This window comes from Acidimicrobiales bacterium, assembly GCA_036378675.1.
GTDB lineage: Bacteria > Actinomycetota > Acidimicrobiia > Acidimicrobiales > Palsa-688 > DASUWA01.
Map to the genome: position 1 here is coordinate 17,443 of DASUWA010000043.1, position 15,389 is coordinate 32,831.

General features: G+C 64.7%; 14 protein-coding genes and 1 pseudogene. 7 read left to right on the plus strand and 8 right to left on the minus strand.

Annotated features, from left to right (window positions below; all coding sequences use genetic code 11):
- The first annotated feature begins 145 nt into the window (after positions 1-145).
- Complete coding sequence (locus tag VFZ97_13845) at positions 146-697, plus strand: TIGR03086 family metal-binding protein (GenBank protein ID HEX6394515.1); 552 nt, start codon at positions 146-148, stop codon at positions 695-697.
- 458 nt (positions 698-1,155) lie between these two features.
- Positions 1,156-1,956: a nickel-binding protein gene (locus VFZ97_13850; GenBank protein ID HEX6394516.1), complete on the plus strand. Its 801-nt coding sequence runs from the start codon at positions 1,156-1,158 to the stop codon at positions 1,954-1,956.
- A 286-nt stretch (positions 1,957-2,242) separates the two neighbouring features.
- Here the strand turns inward: VFZ97_13850 and VFZ97_13855 are convergent, their stop codons facing one another.
- The gene (locus VFZ97_13855; protein ID HEX6394517.1) at positions 2,243-4,075 is read right to left on the minus strand and encodes a glycoside hydrolase family 15 protein; all 1,833 of its coding nucleotides are present in this window, start codon (positions 4,073-4,075) and stop codon (positions 2,243-2,245) included.
- 160 nt (positions 4,076-4,235) lie between these two features.
- Between VFZ97_13855 and VFZ97_13860 the strand changes: the two are divergent.
- Together VFZ97_13860 and VFZ97_13865 are read left to right on the plus strand one after the other, a co-directional pair.
- Positions 4,236-4,670: pseudogene (locus tag VFZ97_13860) on the plus strand (heme-binding protein).
- A gap of 87 nt (positions 4,671-4,757) precedes the next feature.
- On the plus strand, positions 4,758-5,546 hold the full coding sequence (locus tag VFZ97_13865; protein ID HEX6394518.1) for a DUF427 domain-containing protein: 789 nt from the start codon (positions 4,758-4,760) through the stop codon (positions 5,544-5,546).
- Between the two features lie 2 nt (positions 5,547-5,548).
- On the opposite strand, the gene VFZ97_13870 is transcribed toward VFZ97_13865, so the two are convergent.
- Together VFZ97_13870 and VFZ97_13875 are read right to left on the minus strand one after the other, a co-directional pair.
- Positions 5,549-5,821: a zf-HC2 domain-containing protein gene (locus tag VFZ97_13870; GenBank protein ID HEX6394519.1), complete on the minus strand. Its 273-nt coding sequence runs from the start codon at positions 5,819-5,821 to the stop codon at positions 5,549-5,551.
- Between the two features lie 4 nt (positions 5,822-5,825).
- The gene (locus tag VFZ97_13875; protein HEX6394520.1) at positions 5,826-7,232 is read right to left on the minus strand and encodes an NAD(P)/FAD-dependent oxidoreductase; all 1,407 of its coding nucleotides are present in this window, start codon (positions 7,230-7,232) and stop codon (positions 5,826-5,828) included.
- 79 nt (positions 7,233-7,311) lie between these two features.
- Between VFZ97_13875 and VFZ97_13880 the strand changes: the two genes are divergently transcribed.
- Positions 7,312-7,950, plus strand: coding sequence for a hypothetical protein (locus tag VFZ97_13880; GenBank protein ID HEX6394521.1), 639 nt, complete (start codon positions 7,312-7,314; stop codon positions 7,948-7,950).
- A gap of 13 nt (positions 7,951-7,963) precedes the next feature.
- Here VFZ97_13880 and VFZ97_13885 read toward each other — a convergent pair whose 3' ends face one another.
- The 3 genes from VFZ97_13885 to VFZ97_13895 all read right to left on the minus strand — a co-directional run bounded on the left by VFZ97_13885 (position 7,964) and on the right by VFZ97_13895 (position 9,747).
- Positions 7,964-8,215, minus strand: a complete 252-nt coding sequence (locus tag VFZ97_13885; GenBank protein ID HEX6394522.1) for a zf-HC2 domain-containing protein — start codon at positions 8,213-8,215, stop codon at positions 7,964-7,966.
- Positions 8,215-8,907, minus strand: coding sequence for an RNA polymerase sigma factor (locus VFZ97_13890; protein HEX6394523.1), 693 nt, complete (start codon positions 8,905-8,907; stop codon positions 8,215-8,217). The genes VFZ97_13885 and VFZ97_13890 overlap by 1 nt, the downstream gene beginning before the upstream one ends.
- 120 nt (positions 8,908-9,027) lie before the next feature.
- The gene (locus tag VFZ97_13895) at positions 9,028-9,747 is read right to left on the minus strand and encodes an SDR family oxidoreductase (GenBank protein ID HEX6394524.1); all 720 of its coding nucleotides are present in this window, start codon (positions 9,745-9,747) and stop codon (positions 9,028-9,030) included.
- 310 nt (positions 9,748-10,057) lie between these two features.
- Between VFZ97_13895 and VFZ97_13900 the strand changes: the two genes are divergently transcribed.
- Positions 10,058-10,831 (plus strand): alpha/beta hydrolase, encoded by a 774-nt coding sequence (locus tag VFZ97_13900; GenBank protein ID HEX6394525.1) that lies wholly within the window; start codon positions 10,058-10,060, stop codon positions 10,829-10,831.
- On the opposite strand, the gene VFZ97_13905 is transcribed toward VFZ97_13900, so the two are convergent.
- A complete protein-coding gene (locus VFZ97_13905) occupies positions 10,780-11,736 on the minus strand; it encodes an acyl-CoA dehydrogenase family protein (GenBank protein ID HEX6394526.1) in 957 nt (318 codons plus the stop codon). The genes VFZ97_13900 and VFZ97_13905 overlap by 52 nt on opposite strands.
- A complete protein-coding gene (locus VFZ97_13910; GenBank protein HEX6394527.1) occupies positions 11,733-12,890 on the minus strand; it encodes an acyl-CoA dehydrogenase family protein in 1,158 nt (385 codons plus the stop codon). The genes VFZ97_13905 and VFZ97_13910 overlap by 4 nt, the downstream gene beginning before the upstream one ends.
- Before the next feature lie 1,097 nt (positions 12,891-13,987).
- On the opposite strand from VFZ97_13910, the gene VFZ97_13915 reads away from it, so the two are divergent.
- The gene (locus tag VFZ97_13915) at positions 13,988-15,337 is read left to right on the plus strand and encodes an amidohydrolase family protein (GenBank protein ID HEX6394528.1); all 1,350 of its coding nucleotides are present in this window, start codon (positions 13,988-13,990) and stop codon (positions 15,335-15,337) included.
- The last annotated feature ends 52 nt before the right edge of the window (positions 15,338-15,389 follow it).

Genomic DNA, 15,389 nt, shown 5'->3' on the forward strand with positions numbered 1-15,389 from the left:
TCTCCTTCCATCAGGTGCTTGGATCACCGTCGGGAGCCTAGCGAGATGACATGCTGGATCCTGCGCGCCCGTCCATGCTGGTTGCGTAATCAAGAACCTGGGAACATGATCGCACCACTCGACACCTACTAGGGAGGGAGCCGGTATGGATCCGATCGAGCGCATCGAGCGCGCCACGGCAGTTGCTAGCGAGAAGGTCAAGGGAGTCCAGATGGCGGACATGTCGAAGCCGACTCCCTGCTCCGAGTTTGATGTGCGGGCTCTCCTCAACCACATGCTGGGTGGACTCACCATGCTGGCCACCGCGGCCGGAGGTGCCCAGGCGGCGATGCCTGAGGGAGACCAGGTTGGCCGGGACCCGGCGGGCAGCTACGACCAGCGCCGGTCCGCGCTCCTCGCCGCCGTGGGTAGCCCTGGTGCCCTTGAGCACAACTGGGAGATGCCCTTCGGATCGATGGCCCCGCAGATGATGGCGAGCATTGCATTCATGGAGCATCTAACGCACGCGTGGGACCTCGCGAAGGCGACCGGCCAGGACACCACGCTGCCTCCGGACTTGGTGGCCGAGTGCATACAGGCGGTCACCCCAATGGACGCAATGTTGCGGACTCCCGGTGTTTGCGGTCCCGTCGTCGACGTCCCCGAGAACGCCTCGGCGCAGGACAAGCTCCTCGCCTTTATGGGTCGCAACCCATAGCCCGCGTCACGATTGACTCGGTTCGCCGCAGAAGTAGACAGCCACCCGCGAATCCTGCGGTTGCGGCTCGGGTGCCACCAATGCTGACCGGGCGATCGCGACGACCTCACACGCGTCGGATGCGTGCCCTTGCGTGCTCGACTCGACGGCCGATGGCGAAATTGAAACGGTCAGAAAGGGCCTTGGGCTGTTGACGGGACCGATCCGAAATAGACGGTCGCCTGTCATCCAATCAGCGATCAAAACGTAAGGCAGCCGCTTTGCGCGCCCCCTGGGGACGTCGGTTGGTCCCCTTGGCCCTATCTGGTCGCCCGATTCGGACGAGCCGGACACCGCGAGCCGACCGTGAGCTGGCAAAACATCACCTCTGGCCTGTTCAGCCAGTCGTGTGCTGCACCAAGGTCCGGGGGATTGAGTTCCTCAAGCACCCACCGTCAATTCGACGTACCCTCTTCCGAGTGCCTTGGTACCTCGACCGCCACGACGCCCCAGGGTTGACCCCGGAGGACGTGGCGGGCGCGCACGGACAGGACGTCGCTGTCCAGGACAGGTACGGGGTCCGCTACGTCACTTATTGGTTCGACCCGACCGCCGGCTCGATCTTCTGCCTCGCCGAAGGCCCTAGTAAAGACGCCATCGATGCCGTCCACCGTGACTCGCACGGATTGACGGCCTCGACCATCATCGAGGTGGAGCAGGGCAACATGGCGGCCTTCTTGGGTACGCTGCCGGCTCACCCGGTCGGCGAGGCCTACGTCGCTCCGGGAGTCCGGTCGATCCTGTTTACCGACATCTGCAACTCGACTGCGATCACTCAGCGACTCGGCGATGAAGGGTCAATGGAAATCATCCGTCTCCACGACCGAGTCGTTCGCTCGGCCCTTGAGAGACACGGGGGCCGGGAGGTGAAACACACTGGCGACGGGATCATGGCCTCGTTCTCGTCGGTCACTGCATCCGTCGATGCTGCCCTGTCAATCCAGGCAGACATGCGGCGGCGAAACGAGGATGCTGAGGTTTCCATCGATCTTCGGATCGGTATCGCTGCTGGCGAGCCCATTACTGACAACGAAGACTTGTTCGGCGCGGCCGTACAGCTGGCTGCTCGGCTGTGCTCGGCCGCCTCACCCGGCGACATAGCGGTGTCTGTGGCAGTACGGGAGCTGTGCATCGGCAAGCGGTTTCGGTTCGAGGATCTCGGCCCTTTGGAGCTCAAGGGCTTCTCCCAGCCCACACCCGCGTTCTGCGTGCGACGGTAGCGGCCGCATCCAAAGCGCCCGGAACCGTGCGACCGGTGATCTGTTCGGATTCGCGAAAGGCGACTAACGAGTCGGTCGACCCGGACGCGCCCGGTGAGCCTTGTCGAGTTGTTTGGGATGGGCCGCCCAAGCTCGCCCGATGGGAGCTGGCCTGACCTCCAACGACCCGCTTAGTCAAGACGCTCACGTCCCGGTCGTGTCCGCTGCACTGGACGGTCCGAGCCGAGGAGCGGGCCGCACTGGGCTCTTGCGAGATATGCGATGTACTCGTATCAGCGAATCCAACCTAACGGACGCCTTCGGAGTCAAGGTCTTCCGCCTGGGAGATGGCCCACGCCGCGTTGATTAGCCCGATGTGGCTGAAGGCTTGCGGGAAATTGCCCAAGAGCTCCCCGGAGCTTGGGTCGACCTCTTCGGATAGCAGGCCCACATCGTTGACGAAGGCGGCGGCGCGTTCGAAGACCTGGCGCGCCCGGACTGGCTGGCCGGCCAGGGCCATCGCCTGGGCCAGCCAGAACGTGCAGAGCAGGAAGGTGCCTTCCTCGCCTTGTAGGCCGTCGTGGGAACGGTAGCGGTAGACGAGGCCCCCCTCGTCGGTGAGGCGGGATTCGGTGGCGTCGATGGTGGCCAGGATTCTCGGGTGGTCGGGGGGCAGGAAGCCGACTAGGGGCATCATCAGATTGGAGGCGTCGAGGTCGTCCGACCCGAACGACTGGGTAAAGGCTTGGGCCTGGTCGCTCCAGCCCTTGGTCATGATGGCGTCGTGAATCTCGTCCTGGATCCGTTTCCAGTCGCCCACCCGGTCGGTCGCGTCGAGCCGCTCCGCGAGGGCGACAGCCCGCTCCAAGGCGACCCAGCACATCAGCTTGGAGTAGAGGAAATCCCTCGGTTCCCCGCGAATCTCCCAGATGCCCTGGTCCTTCTCGGTCCAGCGCCGGGCGGCGGCATCGGCGAGGTGGACCAGGAAGCGCTTGGTGGCAGGGGACAGCTCGGCGACCTGGTCGGAGAGGCGGTAGACGGTGTTGAGTAGTTCGCCGTAGACGTCGAGTTGTCGCTGGCTCCACGCGCCGTTGCCTACCCGCACTGGCGCGGAGTCGCGCCAGCCGGGCAGATGGGGCAGTTCTCGTTCGGTGAGGTCCCGTTCGCCGCCGATTCCGAACATGATCTGCAGATCGGTGCCGCGCGCTACCGAGGTTGCGGCCGAGGTGGTCATGTATTCGAAGAATTCGTTGGCCTCGTCCGGGCAAGCCGCTACCCATAGCGCTTCAATGGTGAAGCTCGCGTCGCGCACCCAGGCGAAGCGGTAATCCCAGTTGCGGTTACCGCCCACGGTCTCGGGCAGCGAGGTGGTGGCCGCCGCGCAGATCGCTCCGGTGGGCTCGAAGGACAGGGCTTGCAAGACTCGCCCGCTGTGGTGGACCAGATCGTGCCACGGGCCCTCGTAGGCTTGATGTAGCTCGGACCATGATTCCCAGGCCTTGAGCGTGTCCTCCACGCGCCGGTGGATCTGGGCCTGGCTCCACACCCGGGCCTGTTTGGGTTCAGCACGTTTGCAGTGGTGCACGGCAAAGCCTGCTGATTCCCCCGACACGAGGCGCACCAGGCCCGACACCGACGACTCGCCGATAGTGAGCGGGACAGGACCGGACAAAACAAGGACGTCCGAGCCTCCGATTGCACGGACACCTCCGTCGACTGTTTCGAGCAACGGTTGAATCAGCCCGTACTCCGGGCGGGGGACGTACTCGAATTCCACATCCACTTCGCCCATGACGCAGGTCGCACGGCGCATCAACAGGTGAGGAGCGTCCTTCCCGAGCTGGTGCCCCCGGTTTCCGTCTCCCATGGCCAGGGCATCGACCACCACCAGGCGGCCTGTCGGGGTGTTGTAGCTGGTCTCCAGGACCATGCTTCGGTTCAGGTAGCGGCGAGAGATCTCGGTGGCCCGCGCAGCCCGGATCGACCAGTGGCCGGCTTGCTCACCCAGCAGACGCCCGAATATCGACGGGCTGTCGAAGCGGGGCAGGCACAGCCAGTCGACCGAACCGTCACGGCTAACCAGCGCGGCGCTGTGACGATCGGAGAGAAGGGCGTAATCCGCGATCGGGGTGGTGCTCATTGCGCCAGCTCCTTTGCGAAGGCAACACGGGGACCAGCTTGTTGGCTGTGCTGTCTCGTGACGACATCGAGCGTTACGACTGTATCGCTTGGGGTGGTGCGTAACGTCCTGGCTTCTCGTCGGACGAGACACATCACTCAACCCTGGAGGTTTGACCCCGATGTCCATCGTCCGTACCCGCAAGGTCCTCGACAACGGATCCGTTGACGCGGTCCTTGCCGCAGCCGAGAAACACGCAACCGAGTATGGCCACCGCGTCGTTATCGCCGTCGTCGACGCCGGCGGCGAGCTCGTCTACCTCCGCCGCCCAGACCGCGCGCAGGTCGCCAGCGTCGGTGTTGCCACCGACAAGGCGAGAACCGCGGCCATCTACCGGCATCCCAGCAAGGACTTCGAGGATCAGGCCAGCAACGGCCGTCCCTCCGCTCTGCACCTCGCCGGGGCGGTGCCGCTCTAGGGCGGGATCCCTCTCGTCGTCGACGGGGAAGTCGTTGGAGCTATCGGTGTGAGCGGCGCTTCGTCGGCCGACGAAGACCAGGCACTTGCCCTCATCGGTGCCGATGGGTACGCCGCCGCAGTTCGGGCCGGCCGCTGACATGGCCACCGCGATGCACCTGAGCCGCGGCGAACACTGCCCACGAGAGCGCCAAATGTTCCGCGGCGCATGGCTGGCATCGGCGTCATGACGCAACAGCTGCGGCGACTAGAAGAGAATAGAACGGCTGACAGAAGAGGTCGGGTACGCGTCGAGCCCGCTCGCAAGCGGGTGCGGATCGTCCTTGGGGGCGAGGTCGTCGCCGACACCACTAACGCTCTGTACGTATGGGAGATCCCGTGGTACCCGCAGTACTACATCCCGATCGCCGACATCGCCGAAGGCGTGCTCGAACCAACCGACACGACCACCCGATCACCCAGCCGAGGTACAGCCCACCACTACACCGTGCGTGCCGGCAATAGGCAGGCCGTCGACGCCGGCTGGCGTCACCCCGACTCTCCCATAGACGAGCTCAGAGATCGGGTCCGGTTCGAATGGGTGGCGATGGACGCTTGGTCCGAGGAGGACGAGGAGGTGTTCGTCCACCCCCGCAACCCTTACACACGAGTCGACATCCTCCGCGCGTCGCGCCACGTGCGCGTGGAAGCCGGTGGCACGGTGATCGCCGAAACGACTCATCCCACTTTTCTGTTCGAAACGAATCTGCCTCGACGGACCTACTTCCCCAAGCTCGACGTCCGCATGCACCTCCTCGACGCGACCACCACCACCTCGATGAGTCCATACAAGGGCACCGCTCGCTACTGGTCGGTTCGTACGGCCAACGGGGTGCTTGCCGACGTTGCGTGGAGCTACGACTCCCCGTTCCGTGAGTCAGGGCAAATCGCCGGGCTGGTCGCGTTCTACGACGAACTCGTCGACCTCTTCGTCGACAACGAACTCCAGACCCGTCCTAGGACGCGCTTCGTGTGAGTTCAGCTGGGCTTGGCGCGGAAGCGCCGGTACAGCTCGATGAGCTCGGCCCGCACTGACGGGTCTGCGGGCGGGAGTCGAGCGCGGCCAAGCGCAGCGATAGTGGCTCGGAGCTGTTCGAGGTAGGCACGGCAGCCGTCGCAGGTTCGCAGGTGCGCCTCCAGCCGGGAGCGTTCGCGGGCCGGGAGGGCTTCCTCCAGGTATTCGGTGAGGAGTTCAATCGCCTGGCGGCACCGCAGCTTGTCCCGGCGCGGCCAACGCAGATGGAGTCTCACACGATCACTCTGCCCGACCTCGGTAGGTCTCGAGGAGTCGCAGCCATACCTCGCTGACGGTGGGGAAGGAGGGGACTGCGTGCCAGAGCCGTTCGAGGGGAACCGCGCCGGCGATGGCCACGGTCGCGGAGTGCAGGAGTTCCTGGGTGCCGGGTCCGACGAACGTGGCGCCCACCACCACCTGCCGGCTCTGGTCGACTACCAGCTGGCTGGTGCCGATGAACGGGTCGCCCAGCACACTTGCGCCGGCAACTCCGCCTGTGGCGTAGCGAACCGTTCGAACGTCGACGCCGGCCTCGCGGGCCTGCTCCTCGGTCAGGCCAACCGCGCACACCTGCGGGTCGGTGAAGGTCACCCGTGGGACTGCGTAGTGGTCTGCGACCGCGGCGGCTGGTCGGCCGAGAATGACATCGGCGGCCGTTCGGGCCTGGTATTTGGCCATGTGGGTGAACAGGCCACGGCCGTTGCAGTCGCCGACCGCATACAGCCAGCCTCCTTCCACACCGTTAGCCCGCAGCTGGTCGTCAACCGCGACGTAGCGGTCTGGCGCCAGCCCGACTGTCTCCAAGCCGAGGCCGGCAACGGCCCCGCTCCGGCCGGTCGCGACCAGGATCTCGTCGGCGGTGATCGTTCTCCCGGCGGTAAGCGCCGCGGTGACGGGGCCGTCGCCCGGCCGGTCGACAGAGGCGACAGTCGCGCCGGTGTGGACGGCGATGCCCTCTGCTTCCAGTGCTGAGCGGATCTCGTCGCCGGCGAAGGGCTCTTCGCGGATCAGGAGCCGGGTGGCCGCTTCGACGACCGTGACCTCTTGGCTGCCTAGCCGCCGGAAGGCCTGAGCCATCTCCAGTCCTATAGGTCCCCCGCCTAGCACGATCAGGCGGTTGGGCACCTGTTTGGCTGCGGTGGCGTCCCGGTTGGTCCACGGCCCCGACTCGATCAGACCCCGTATGGGGGGAATGTCCGCGGACGTGCCGGTCGCGAGCACCACTGCCCGACGAGCTCGGATGCGCCGAATGTCGCCGTCGGACGTTTCGACCGCGACCGTCCGGGCGCCGGCCAGCCGGCCTCGTCCCCTCACCACGGCCACCCCGCGGTCGGTCAGCCAGGGCAGAGCCCCAGTGTCGTCCCAGTGTCCGGTAAACGAGTCTCGTAGCGCGAAGGTCTCAGCCGCATCGACGCCACCGTGAACCGCGGGTGCCGCTCCGGGCACCCTGCGGGCGGCGGCCAGCACATCCCCCGGCCGGATGAGCACCTTGGACGGGATGCAACCCCAGTACGAGCATTCCCCGCCGACGAGCTCAGCTTCCACGATCGCGACCTGCAGGCCCGCCTCGGCGGTGATGCCGGCCACGTTTTCGCCGGCTGGCCCGGCCCCGATCACGATCACATCAAACACTTCTGGTGTGCCCATCGTGATTGCTTCTCCTTTCGCAACGGCGCTGGACCGAATTTCTCTTTGTTGTCGTCCTAGCGATCGGACGTGCGTTACATTGCGAGTCCTGAGGGCGTACAAGTTTCTGGATGCCGCCGGGCGCGCCCCGTTCACTTTGACGCCTTGGACGGCCGGCGAGTGGGTCGAGGCTGCGTCGGCGGTGCCTTGTCACGCGGGTGTGCACGCCTGCAGGGCGGGTGACTTGTCGTACTGGTTGGCGCCCTCGTTGTGGGAGATCGAGTTGGAGGAACCGGTGGTGGAGACTCGCCACAAGCTGACCGCCCGGCGGGGACGGCTCCTGACGCGGATTGACGCGTATCCCGCAGCAGCCGTAGAGCTGGGTGCGGTCTGCGCCTGGCGGGCCCGGGATCGGGCCGTTCAACCCCTGCGCGAGTCGGGTGCCGATGATTTGGCGTCCCGTTTCGAGGCCGCCACCACCCTGGCCGAGTTGAAGGATTTGATGACCGAAACAGAAGACTCGACTTTCGAGGGGACCGCGGCGGCCTTGGCTGCTGACGCGGCCCACTTCGCTCTGACCGGTCCGATTTCCGAGGCGCCTTTTGTGTGCGCCTGCTCGGCTGGCCACATCGAGGCCGGACCAGGCGGCGCGCAGGTCGATTTCGACCGCGGGTACGCGGGAGAGCGGTTCTTCCAGTCGGCCTGGTTGACCGAGCGCCTTGCTCTGGCGCACGACTGAGAAAGGATTTCGGTCAGCGGTGCTGTTGGCGGAAGGCGTTCAGCAAGCTGTCCCGCAGGGGTTGGGGCGGTGCGTCGCCCAGCGGCTGGTCGCTGTCTCTCAGGAGACGCAGCGTGGCTCGGAATTGGTCGACGTAGCGGCCACACGGGCCGCAGTAGGCCAGGTGTTCCTCGAAGAGCAGCCGCTCAGGGTCGGACAGTCCGCCTTCTAGCCACTCGGTGATCTGTTCGACGAACTCGACGCAGCGGACCTGGGGTTGGCGCATCAGGCGGTCACCTCGACATTGTCGGAGTTGTCCAGGTAGCGCTCGAGGGCGGCTCGCGCCTTGGTGCGGGCCCGGTGAAGGAGGACTCGCTGGTTGGCTTCGCTGATGTCGAGGAGCTCGCACACCTCTGAAGCGGAGAGCCCCTGAACGTCGCGCAAGGTGATGACGACCCGCTGGCTGTTGGGCAGTTGCCCGATGGCGGCCAAGACCTGTTTGGTGGCTTCGGCGGAGATCACCTGCTGCTCTGTCGGGGAATGGAAGGTCGGAGGCGTAGACCAGAATCCGGTCCATCGGCCTGTGTCGTGAAACCGGGTGGGATCCTCGGCGGGCTCATCTGTGTCGCTGCCGAGAGCGGAGAACGGCTGGGTGCGGGCCTCCCGCTGGCCCCGGGTGCGGGCCCGGTTCACCAGGATGCGAAAGATCCAGGTCTTCAGCGATGAGCGCCCTTCGAAGCCCTCCAGACCTTTGATCACCCCGAGCCAGGTTTCCTGCACCACGTCCTCAGCGGCCTCGCGGCTGGAAACGTAGTAGCGGGCCACCCGCAACATGCTGGCGTGGTAGCGGTCGATGAGGTCGGCGAAGGCCTGTTCATCACCGCCGCGTAGCGCGGCGAGCAGCTCGGATTCGTCGTCAATGGTCGGGCGGGGGGCGAATTGGATGGGAGCGAGGCTAGGTCGCTCGCTGGGCCTCAGCCGAGCGGATCAGCCAGATGGTCACCGACCTGCAGGGCGTTGGCGACGATGGTCAAGGTGGGGGTTGACCGCTCCGGCGGACACGAAGAACGACGAGTGTCAGGAAGCAACCTCTTTCGGTCATTCGGAGCTCCATGTGCCCCGAAAATCGTTGAACAGGGTCAGGCCGCCGTCGACGAACAGGGTCTGGCCGGTGACGTAGCCCGCCTCATCCGACAGCAGGAAGGTCGTGGCGCTGACCATCTCCTCGGACAGCCCGGCCCGGCCCATCGGGATGTGGATTGTGACAAGGGCCCGCTTCTCCGGGTCGTCGATCCAGGCCCGGTTGATCGGTGTGACCGTGGCCCCCGGACCGATGGCGTTGACGCGAATACCGCGCCCGGCGAACTCGAGTGCCAGTGTCCGAGTCAGGTTCTGCATGCTGCCCTTGCTCACCGAGTAGCCCAGGAACTTCGGCTTCGGGATCATCTGGTGGACCGAGGAGACATTGACAATCGCCCCCGGGCGGTTGTCGTCGAGAAGTTGCCGGATCTGCTCGCGGGCGCACAGAAAGGCACCCCGCAGATTCACGGCCAGCACCCGGTCGAAGGCCGCCCGCTCCAGCACGTCGGAGTCCTGGGCGATCTGGATGCCGGCGTTGTTGACCAGGAAGTCCACCGTGCCGATCTCGTTTCGCACGTCCTTGAACATCTGCTCCACTGCCGTCTCGTCCGACACGTCGGCCTCCACCAGGATGGCCCGGCTGGGGGCGGGGGCACGCGTTGACTTCATCGATGCAAGCCCGCACCCCGGCGTCGATGGCGTGTTTGGTCGCGTCCGCGCCCTCGACCGATCCCACATAGTTGACCGCCACGTTGACGCCCTCGTGTCCCAACCTGACAGCTATCGCCTGGCCAATCCCCGAACTGCCACCCGTCACAATTGCGGTCTTGCCTTCCAAACCGTTCACCAACTGCCTCCTCGTCCGTAACCGGAGAACGCTGTCTGCTGGCGGGCTGAGTTGTTACATCCGGGACCTGTAGTTGTTCGCGCTGAGGTGCTCGCGATGGCGTGTAACGGTTTGGACCTGAACGTGACAGTGCACGCATGAAGTGCTCCCGATCATGGGCTCGCTGACGATGATGGCGCTCCACCTCTTGGATGACCAGCTGTGAAGAGGCTTGACATTGGTGAGGGGTCCCCGGTCCTCCTTTTGCACGGCTTCGGTCTGTCGCCTTTGAGCTACCGTCGAAGCGCCGAGCAGCTCGCCGCTCGAGGAAAAGTTCGAGTGATCGTTCCTGACCTCTTCGATACCAAACGGCAATGGACCCCGGAGTCAGCCCTGGGAGAGCTGGTAGGCATGCTCGACGAACTCGAACTGGACCGGGTCACTGCCGTGGGCCACTCCTTCGGGGGGTGCTTCGAGCTGGGTCTCGCCGCCACCTGTCCCGAGCGGGTGGTTGAGTTGGTCTTCTGCGACACTCTCGGTCTGTCCAACGGATGGGGGCTCGCCACGCAGGCGCTGCGCCCGACCAACCTCTTTCTGCTCGCCACGCCGGGTGCCGCATTGGACTTTGTTCATACCTTCATCGCTCACCCGGCCGGGGTTGCCCAAGCTGCTTGGCACGGATTTGTCGGTGATCATCATCCCGACGTCACGGCTGTGGCTAGAGCCGGTCTACGAGCTCACGTCCTCTGGGCGGAACGGGACACGCTCCTTCGCCAAGAGGAGGGGCGACGGTTCGCAAAACAGCTCGACGCCACGTTTACTGTCGTCTCACCCAGACCCGGCGGCAAGACCGTGGATCACAACTGGATGTACCGATGTCCACAGCTCTTCGTAGACAAGATCGAACGTCTCAGCTTGGAGGCCTGGCGCGGCGGTGCGCAGTTTCAGATGGAGCCCTCAGACACCGCCCGCGCTCGTTCCTCTAGAGGGCTGTAGTAACCGCTCCCGGCAATCAGGTCCACGAGAAGGCCTTCGCTGTGCGACCGCCCTCGAGGCAACCGGCGTAACGGTTGGCTGTAGCGCGACAGCCATGAGAGACACGACTCGTCGCAGAATCCGATCGCGCCATGAAGCTGGTGAGCAATACGGAACGTGGTCTCTGCGGCTTCCAGCGATGCCGCCCGGAGAGCAACAGCATCGGTCATCGCGTCCGGTTCGAAGCGGCGCACGGCCCATAGGGTGTACTTGCACAGCTCCTCGAGACTTTGTGTCGCGACCGCGATGTCCGTCAAGGCGAACTGCACCGATTGGAACGCGGCCAGCGGCTTGCCGAATTGCACCCTGTCCCGCACGTGGGAGCAGGTGAGATCCTGGGCAGCCTGCAGCATCCCGAGCAGTGTCCAGCTTTGGAGTGTCAGCAGCACGGGACCGGCTTTTGTCGACCCGGACCAATCCCCGATCTCGACCGGGGTGACGAACTGACCGAGCTTTCCTCCGACAGGAGACCCGACACCGACGACCTGTGCGGTGCGCCCTTCGAGGTCGAGCACCGTCCAGCTGAGGTCCAGATCAGCATGTGGCACCCGTCCTCTCTCGTCCCAGACGAGGGCTATCGCGTCCGCCCCGTCGACCGAAGCGGAAGCGATCCTTTCCGCTACCGGGTACGGGACTGCGAACCGACCCGCGGCACGGCACGCCAGAGCAGCCGCTTCCGCCTGCTCCTGGTCCTCGACGGCGTCGATGTCCCAGGTGCCCAGGCGGGCGAACCCCTCGCCGAGGCTGACGCGGTAGCTGGGGTCGGCCTCCGCTCGTTGAACGTGATCGAATCCCCCCGATGCGGCCAGCCAGGCGGTTACCGATTGAGCAAACTCCAAGGCTTCCGTCGACGGCTCGGTGTTCATCGTCCTTCTCCTACCATCGCCCTCGAGAGCAGGACCCGCTGCATCTCCGTCGACCCTGACGCGACCGTCGAGGCCTGCGCGTACCGCCAGTGGTCCTCGACCGCTCGGACGAACTGCTTGTACGGCTCTTCGCCACCGCCGACGGCAAACTCCTCCACCACGTCCATCAGGACCTCCCCGACCTCCTGGTCCAACTTCGTAACCGCGATCCGGTAGACGGCAGCGTCGCTCGGATCCACCTGACCGGATGCCTGCCGGTCGACGACCCGGTATGCCAGCAGCCGTGCTTGCCTCGCGTGTACCAGCGCCATCGCCCAGCGCCCCTTCAACACATCGGGAAGCCCCTGCCAGCGCTCGCCGAGAGAGAGCGGCGCCTCGAGCAGGAGGCGCTCGCAGCGCGCGTACCGAGCGATGCCCACCCGCTCGAAGGCCAACGTTTCACGGACCAGCCGCCAACCGCCGTTGACCTCGCCCAGCACGTCATCGGGTCCGACCCACACCCCATCGAAGAAGACTTCGTTCAGGTGATGGGGCCCTATCATCGCCCGGATAGGCCGGACCTCGATCCCGGATCTGTCCATCGGCACCAAGAACGCCGTAATGCCCTGGTGCTTCTCTGCTGCGGGATCAGTTCGCGCGAGCAGGAAGATCCACTGCGCCATTGTCGCGTACGACGTCCACACCTTTTGTCCGTGAACCTCCCAGCCGTCGCCGACCGGCTTGGCGACGGTGCGCAGTGACGCGAGGTCCGAACCTGCTTCGGGTTCGGAGAAGCCCTGGCACCACAGCTCGTCGCCGGCCGCGATAGCAGGCAGGTGCTGTTCCTTCTGCGCTTCGGTGCCGAAGCGCATGATGCCCGGCGCTACCCAGTTCACGTTCATGTACTGGGGACCCCGCGGCTCATGGCGCGCCCACATCTCCTCGCGCAGCGCCATCAACTCCCAGACACTCCGCTCTTGACCCCCGTACTGTGCCGGCCAGCTGAGAGAGATGAGGCCCCGGGCACCAAGCTCTCGGCAGAACCTCTGGGTTGTCGCGAGGTCGGAAGGATCGTCTGTAAATGCGCCGAGGAAGTCCGGGGGCAGAAGCTCTCGCATCAGGTCTCTCAGCTGAGCTCTCAGCGCGGCCGTTTCCGGCGACTCTGCGAAGTCCACCGATCAACTATAGATAGACCGCTATCCCACCTTCCGACCAGGAGTCCCTTGCTGATCACTAGGCGAACTCGCGGACATCCTGTTCCCTTAGTCCCTCAACTACTAGCTCCGGTTCGGTCTTCTCATTCCCGGACAGGGGCTCGCCACATGCAGGTACAGGCAGGATACGACGGGTGGCCACTTCGGACCGCCAGGTTCTAGTCAGTCCCGAGGGTTCAGTCGCCGTGAAGAGCACGCTGTCACTTCCAATTTCATGTCCCGATCGGGGCCAGTCGAGCAAGTCCCAGCCGATCTCCCTAAGGATCGCCCTCTCCACGGCCTGAACAGCCGGCGAGCTCATTCCAGTACAGCCGCGATAACGAGAAAGCTGGTCCTCGATGGGTCCCGTCCGTGTAACGATGCGAATGAGTGACAGGGCGTCCAGATAGCCCCAGCAGGTTCCCTCGGGAAGAATTATCGCAGTTGGCGCGAAACGATGCCCCCCGGTATGGCTGGTTCGGCGCACGGCATTCCCAGCCAATGTTCCATCAGCCTGCAACTCAATTTGGAGTGACGTGCCAAGCGAGCCGCAACATGGGTCTCTTCGCCCGTGACCGCAGATGAGCACTTCCGTCGCTTCAACCGGGTGGCACCCGGGAGGTTCCGATCCCGCCAACAATGCTGAAGCCGTCTCGACCGAACTCAGGCGTGCTGGAGCCCGGACGCCCAGATAGCGACCCCGGGAAGGGTCCCAGCTGTACATGGACACGGACCAAGAGGAATCGCTGCGGGGGACCACAGCTTGAACCCTTACTCCGCGCCGCTTGGCGGCGACCGAAAGTTCGCCTAGGCCTGGGAATTCCGAGACATCGCGGGGCCATGGCAGCGGCCAGTCGATGACTAGGAGTCCCCTGTAGGATCCAGCTGTCCCGATCGGATCGACGCCTTCTGACCTTGTCCATTCGCAACAGCGCATCGGATCGTTCACTCTGATAAGTCTAAGGTCCCGCGGGTCACCAACTGCTTCGGCCAACGAAGCCCGGCGTGAGAGGGGCTTATAACATCGGTGAAGGCTGTCGATGCCAGCGGCTTCGGCGGTATGGAAAATAGGGAGGGCCATGACCACCACCGAGTTGGGGATCAGGGGTAACGCGGACCTCGGCTATCGCATCAACGACGCAGACAACCATTTCACCGAGCCGCCCGACTGCTTCGAGAGGTACATCGATCCCTCCAAGGCCGAGCTCGCCATCCGGTACGTGACGGGGCCAGATGGCAAGCAGGTCCAACTGTTCGCCGGCCAGCACTCCAAGTTCAACGCGCATCAGGTCACCTACTCGAAGGAAGAGGTTCAGAAGATGCTCGGCGACACCTCGACCGTTGGCGCGGGAAGGGGCACCGTCCCCAGGAAGGAAGGCGAGCGCGAGCTCGGCATAGTCCCGGGAATGCTCCTCAACCGCCTCAACCCGCTGAAAGGGCTGTCTGAGGAGCAGCGCCAGGCATTCGTGGCCGAGTTCCGGGAGAAGTCGGAGGCGTTCGGCAACCGCGATCTCCGTCTGGCGCTCATGGACGAACAGGGGATCGACAAAGCTGTCATGTTTCCTGCCGCCGCTCACGACATCGAGTACGAGTTCGCCGACAACATCCCAGCCCTGTACGCCAACATCCGCGCCTTCAACCGCTGGATGGCTGAGGAAGTGAACTTTAACGCCGAGAACCGCATCTTCCTCCCGCCCTACATTTCCTTCGCCGACCCGGACCTGGCGGTGAAGGAACTGGAGCAGGTGATTGGGGACGGCGCCCGGATGATCCAGACCAAGAGCGGCCACGCTCACGGGGGAGCCCACAATCCCTACGGCGGCAGGTCACTGGCCGATCCCGTATACGACCGGTTCTGGTCCATCGTCAACGAGGCTGAGATAAGACTGGCCGTGCACCTAGGTGGCACGGACTACCAGAAGTATGGAGCGGACTGGTCTGAGGACCCGAACGCCGTCTTCGGGGACTTCGACGCGTTCCAGTGGATGATGTACTGGGGTGACCGTCCCGCAATGGAGCTCACCGCAGGTCTGATACTGCACAACTTCTTCGGGCGCTTTCCGAAGGTCAAGGTGCTGCTGTCAGAGATGGGAACCGTGTGGCTCCCATACACTCTTCGCAAGGCCGACCACGCTTTCCTCATGGGTCGCAAGGCCAAATGGTCGGAGAATGGGCGCCTCGATCGCCGGCCGTCGGAGATATTCCGCCAGCACTTCGTCATCGCGCCATATCCGGAGGAGAACGTGCAGCGGGTGGTTTCGGACGTGGGTATCGATCCCATCGTCTTCGGTTCGGACTTCCCACACGGCGAAGGGCTCGCTTACCCATCGCAGTACGTTTCGGACCAGCTGACCGGGTTCTCGGGCGAAGAGCAACGGCGCATCATGCGCGACACCCTGGAGTCGTTCCTCGCCCCGTGCTTGAAATGAGTGAGGACTATCGGCATGTCCGTTACGAGGCGCTCGAGAGTGTCTCTGTTAT